Here is a 5,106-nt window from a genome sequence, read left to right as displayed (position 1 = left end):
TTCCCTTTCCCCCCCGAGGGTGTGTCTTTGTTGCGTTCGCGGGGTTCGGGCCGGGGCCCCCACCGCCCCGCCTCCCCGTCGGCGCAGACCAGGGCCGGCCCCGCGCACCCCCCCCGGGCCGGTGGAGCGGGAGCCGGCCGGGATCAGGTTCCCGGCTTGCGTCCGTAGACGAAGACGTCGTCGCCGTTTCGCAGCAGGTTCCAGTACGCCTTCGCGTCGGCAGGCCGCATGTTCACGCAGCCGCCCGAACCCGGCGGGTTCCACATGGACTTGGTGGTCGAGTGGAACGCCTGGCCGCCGTCGAAGAACTGCGAGTACGGCATGGAGACGTGGTAGATCGTGGACCAGTGGTTGATGTTCCGCCAGTAGATCTTCTTCAGGCCGGTACGGGTCTCGGTCCCGTCCTTGCCCGTGCGCACCGGCACCGGACCGTACTTCAGCTTGGCGCCGTCCTGGATCCACGTGAGCTGCCGCGTCAGGTCCACGCAGGCGATCCGGCCCTTGTTGGTCGGGCACTTGCGGTCCTTGTTGGGGTTCTTCCCGGCCGCCCTCTGCTGCAGCATCGTGTTCATGGTGCGCCAGGTGACCGTCCCCGCGTACCCGGCGGCCGGCGTGATGCCGTGCGTCCTCTGGAAGGACTGGATGGCCTTGCAGTCGGCGGCCGACTGGCGTCCGTCGGCCGTCCGGCCCAGGAACTTCTCCACCTGCTTCTGGTACGGCCCGGTCGTCACGTTGCAGGACGCGGCCTCCGCCGTCCCCGCGCCGAGCGCCACCGTCAGCGGCACCACGAGCGCCGTCAGGCCGGCCGTGACGGCGGCTCTGCGGCCCGTCCGCCGTATGTATTCCCTCATGATCGTCAACACCCCCTGGAGTTCTGCACCTCAAGACGCACGGAGGAGTCTGCCGGTTGCGGTCCGCCCGCCGGAAGACCGCGCCGGTCGCGTCAGGCCGCCGCCGGACGGAGCCGCCGCTCCTCCACGCGCGCGCTGTGCGTGCCGTACAGGGTGATCGAGACGACGCCGAGGACCGCGACCAGGCCCAGCAGGACCGTGCCCGCCCAGCCGCCCGCGTGGAAGGCGACCGCGCCGAGCGTGCCGCCCGCGCTGGAGCCCAGGTAGTACGCGGACTGGTACAGCGCCGACGCCTGCGCCCGGCCCGTCCGCGCCGTGCGGCTCACCGAGGAGGAGGCGACCGCGTGGCCCGCGAAGAAGCCGGCCGTGATTAGGACCAGGCCCGCCAGGACCGCCGGCAGCGCGTCGGAGAGCGACAGGAGCAGACCGGCGGCGGTGGTGGAGACCGCCAGGTAGAGCGCGCCGCGCCGGCCGAGCCGCCCGACGAGCCGTCCGGCCGCCGCGGAGGAGACCGTGCCCACCAGGTAGACCAGGAAGATCGAGCCGACGACGCCCTGCGGCAGCGAGAACGGGGCCTCCGCCAGGCGGTAGCCGATCACCGTGTAGACCGCGCCGAACACCGTCATGAACAGGGCGCCGATCGCGTACAGCCGCGCCAGGAGCGGGTTCGCGAGGTGGGTGCGCACGGTCCGGGCGAGCGTCTTCGGGCTCAGGGTGCCGGGGGTGAAGTGCCGGGCCTTCGGCAGCAGCGCCCGGAAGGCCAGCGCGCACGCCAGGGAGACCAGGCCGACGGCGGCCAGTCCGGCCCGCCAGCCCCACAGCTGGGCCACCCAGCCGGTCAGCAGCCGGCCGCTCATCCCGCCGATCGAGTTGCCCGCCACGAAGAGGCCGATCGCGCCGGCCAGGGCCCGGGGCCGCACCTCCTCGGCGAGGTAGGCCATCGCGGAGGCGGGGAGGCCGGCGAGCGCCGCGCCCTGGAGGGCGCGCAGCGCGATCAGCGACTCCAGGTTCGGGGCGAGCGGCACGAGGAGCGCGAGGGCGACCGCGGCCGTCAGGGAGGCGGTCATCGTCGCGCGGCGGCCGAAGCGCTCCGAGAGGGCGCTGAGCGGCAGGACGCAGAGGGCGAGGGCGCCGGTGGCGGCGGAGACCGTCCAGGAGGCGGCGGAGGCCGTGGCGCCGAACGCGGCGGAGACGGCCGGGAGGAGCGCCTGCGTGGAGTAGAGGAGCGTGAAGGTGGCGAGGCCCGCGGCGAAGAGCGCGAGGCTCGTCCGGCGGTAGGCGGGCGTGCCCGGGGCGAGGCGGGTGTCGGGGGTGGGGAGGCCGGCGGTCGCGGTGGTGGCGACCGCCCTGGTACTGGCGGAAGGCATGCCACGAACGTAGGCCGACGGGTTTCATGCGTCCAATGCACGGAACTGCTGTAATCGTTCCCATGGAGCATGAGCACAGGTCACGGCCCCGCCTGTCACCGAACAGTAACGAAGAAGACATGGGGTCGCTGCTGGCGCCCCGGCTCGCGTACTTCGCCGCCGTCGCCCGCCACGAGCACGTGACCCGGGCGGCGGCCGAGACGGGCGTCCCGCAGTCCACGCTCTCCCGGGCGATCGTCCGGCTCGAACAGGACCTCGGCGTCACCCTCTTCGCCCGCCGGGGCCGCACGGTCGCCCTCACCCCGGCGGGGCGCCGCTTCCTCACGGCCGCCGAACGGGCCCTCGCGGAGGTGGAGCGGGCCGCCGACACCGTACGGGCCGACGCCGACCCCGCCTCCGGACGGGTCGCCTTCGGCTTCCTGCACACCATGGGCTCCGAGACCGTCCCCGGGCTCATCCGCGCCTTCCGCGTCGACCACCCCCGGGTCCGCTTCACCCTGGTCCAGAACTACGGCGAGGCCATGATCGAACGGCTCCGGGCCGGGGACCTCGACCTCTGCCTGACCTCACCGGTGCCCGACGCCCCCGACCTGGTGGCCCGGCGCCTCGACGAGCAGCGGCTGCGGCTCGTCGTGCCGGACGACCACCGGCTCGCCGGACGCCGGCGGGTGCGGCTCGCGGAGGCCGCCGACGAGACCTTCGTGACCCTGGAGCCGGGGTACGGGCTGCGCCGCATCACCGACGACCTGTGCGCGGAGGCCGGGTTCAGGCCCCGGGTGGCCTTCGAGGGCGAGGAGGCCGAGACCCTGCGCGGCCTGGTGGCCGCCGGCCTCGGCGTCGCGCTGCTGCCCCCGCCGGCCGTCCCCCGCCCCGGCGTCGTCGAGCTGACCGTCACCGCCCCGCGCGCGGTCCGCGAGATCGGCGTCGCCTGGCTCGACGGCCACCCGGACACCGCCCCGGTGGCCGCCTTCAAGAAGTTCCTGCTCGGCCGGCGCGGCCACCTGCTGCCGAAGGAACCCCCGCGCTCCTCGTGAGCGGGACGCCCGGCTCACCGCCGTCGCGCGCTCCCGAACCCCACCGCCAGCGGCATCCGCAGCCCCAGCGGCGGGGGCGCCGCCATCGCGTCGGTCAGCGGCCGGGCGACCGGCCGGGCGAAGAGGGAGCCGAGGACGAAGTCCGCCGCCAGGGCCCGCACCTCGGCCGCGTACTGGCGCAGCGCGTGGCCGTCCGAGTGCACCTCGAAGCGGCAGGTGTCCCGGTTCGCCTTCTTCGCCCGCTCGGCGAACCGGAACGACAGCTCCGGGTCCGTCCGCGCGTCGTTCGTGCCGTGCACCACGAGCACCCGGCGCCCCACCAGCTGCCGCACCGGCTCCGGCTCCGCCGCCACGTCGTCCTCCGGCAGCCACGGCGCCAGGGCCAGGACCGCGCCGACCGCCTCCTGTCCGGCCGCCCGCAGCGCGGCCCGGCCGCCGAGCCCGTGCCCGGCGAGGCAGACGGGGACGTCGCCGTAGCGCCGTACCGCCTCCGTGACCGCCCAGGAGGCGTCCGCCGCGAGGTCCGCGTCCGTACCGTTCCAGCCCCGCGCCCGGTAGCGCACGACGTGCGCGGCCAGCCCCTCGGACCGGCCCGCGCGCTCCAGGGCGCGCCCGAGCGGGAGCATCGCCGCGTGGGCCCGCAGGGAGGCCCGCCGCCCCGACATCGGCTCGCCGTCCGGCAGGAGCAGCACCACGCCGCCCACCGCCGACGTGCGGGAACCTCCAACGGGCCGTCCGAGCCGGGGTCTCCGTGCGTCGGGCGGTCCCACGAGTGCGAAGTGCGCCATGACAGAACAGTCTCAGAATCGGAGGTGTACGCCAGTGGTACGCGCGATCTCTGTTACGTATCGTCCCGGCGGGCGAACGCCCCTGCCGTTCCGTCCCGTTCGAAACAGGAGACGGCGCCGATCGTCTCGAACCCCCTCCGGGCGTACCAGCGGTGCGGCCAGTCGTCCGGGTCCGCGGTCAGGAAGCGGGTGGCGCAGCCCGCCCCGGCGGCCAGGTGCAGCGCCGTGTCCAGGACGGCCCCGGCGTGCCCCCGCCCGAGGTGGTCCCCGTCCGTGACCAGGTCCTCGATCTGGGCCACCCCGCCCGCCGGGTCCAGGTACAGGTCGGCCCACCCGGCCACCGCGCCGTCCGCGTCGTGGGAGGCGAGGAACCGGACGTCCTCCGCGCCCCGCCGCCGGGCCGTCCGCCGCTCCACCAGATCGCGGACGTGCGCCGCCGGGGCGTGCGGCGCGATGCGGCGCCAGGACGCGGCGACCGGTCCGCGGAGCGCGTCCAGGTCCGTCTCCCGGGCCCCGCCGTGCGCCGGGACCGGCCCCGCGTGCCGCATGAGCAGCGTGACCGAGTGCCGGTACCCCGCCCGGACCATCGGCTCCCGGCAGGCCGCGGCGACCTCCTCGCGCAGGACGTACGCGTGGCGGTACGGGAGGTGGCCCATCAGCGCCTCGACCCGGGCGGGCAGCGCCTCGGGACCGGTCTCCCCGTCGACCAGCACGTGGTTGTTGCCCCGGGACAGCGCGTACGCGTCGTCGAACACGGCGAAGCCGCCGGGGAAGCCGACGGTGCGGGCCGCCTGGCGGCGGTGGAAGGCGGCCAGGAAGCCGTGGACGCGGCGCAGCTCGGCGCGGTGGGCCCCGGAGGCCGGTGTCGGGGTGGTCATGGTCGCAGGCTAAGCGCTGTCCCGTAGGGCGTGGTCGTTCGGGGCTCGGCGGTCGGCCGGGGAGGGCGCGTGCTCCGCTCCGAGCACCGGGAAGGGTGCCCAGCGCCGCCGAACCGCTCGAACGACAAGCTCATCCCTTGATGAACTCGATGATCTGCGGGGCGATCTTCCTCGGGGCCATGACGACG

General features: G+C 75.1%; 5 protein-coding genes. 1 reads left to right on the top strand and 4 read right to left on the bottom strand.

The features are described 5' to 3' along the window. Positions 1 to 143 precede the first annotated feature (143 nt). Both ACZ6AQ_RS03100 and ACZ6AQ_RS03095 read right to left on the bottom strand, forming a co-directional pair. Positions 144 to 851 (bottom strand): L,D-transpeptidase, encoded by a 708-nt coding sequence (locus ACZ6AQ_RS03100; RefSeq protein WP_388697593.1) that lies wholly within the window; start codon positions 849 to 851, stop codon positions 144 to 146. 92 nt (positions 852 to 943) lie between these two features. Beyond that, positions 944 to 2,218: an MFS transporter gene (locus ACZ6AQ_RS03095; protein ID WP_468757086.1), complete on the bottom strand. Its 1,275-nt coding sequence runs from the start codon at positions 2,216 to 2,218 to the stop codon at positions 944 to 946. A gap of 62 nt (positions 2,219 to 2,280) precedes the next feature. Between ACZ6AQ_RS03095 and ACZ6AQ_RS03090 the strand changes: the two genes are divergently transcribed. Further along, complete coding sequence (locus ACZ6AQ_RS03090) at positions 2,281 to 3,252, top strand: LysR family transcriptional regulator (RefSeq protein WP_468757085.1); 972 nt, start codon at positions 2,281 to 2,283, stop codon at positions 3,250 to 3,252. A gap of 14 nt (positions 3,253 to 3,266) precedes the next feature. Here ACZ6AQ_RS03090 and ACZ6AQ_RS03085 read toward each other — a convergent pair whose 3' ends face one another. Together ACZ6AQ_RS03085 and ACZ6AQ_RS03080 are read right to left on the bottom strand one after the other, a co-directional pair. Continuing rightward, the gene (locus ACZ6AQ_RS03085) at positions 3,267 to 4,040 is read right to left on the bottom strand and encodes an alpha/beta hydrolase (protein ID WP_468757084.1); all 774 of its coding nucleotides are present in this window, start codon (positions 4,038 to 4,040) and stop codon (positions 3,267 to 3,269) included. Positions 4,041 to 4,093: 53 nt separating this feature from the next. Next, positions 4,094 to 4,918 carry a GNAT family N-acetyltransferase gene (locus ACZ6AQ_RS03080; protein ID WP_468757082.1) on the bottom strand — a complete coding sequence of 275 codons (825 nt, stop codon included), beginning with the start codon at positions 4,916 to 4,918 and terminating at the stop codon, positions 4,094 to 4,096. Positions 4,919 to 5,106: the final 188 nt, after the last annotated feature.

The organism is Streptomyces sp. NPDC041191 (assembly GCF_055591945.1).
The sequence above is the reverse complement of the archived record's forward strand: the minus strand, read 5'-3'. Positions and strand labels throughout refer to the sequence as shown.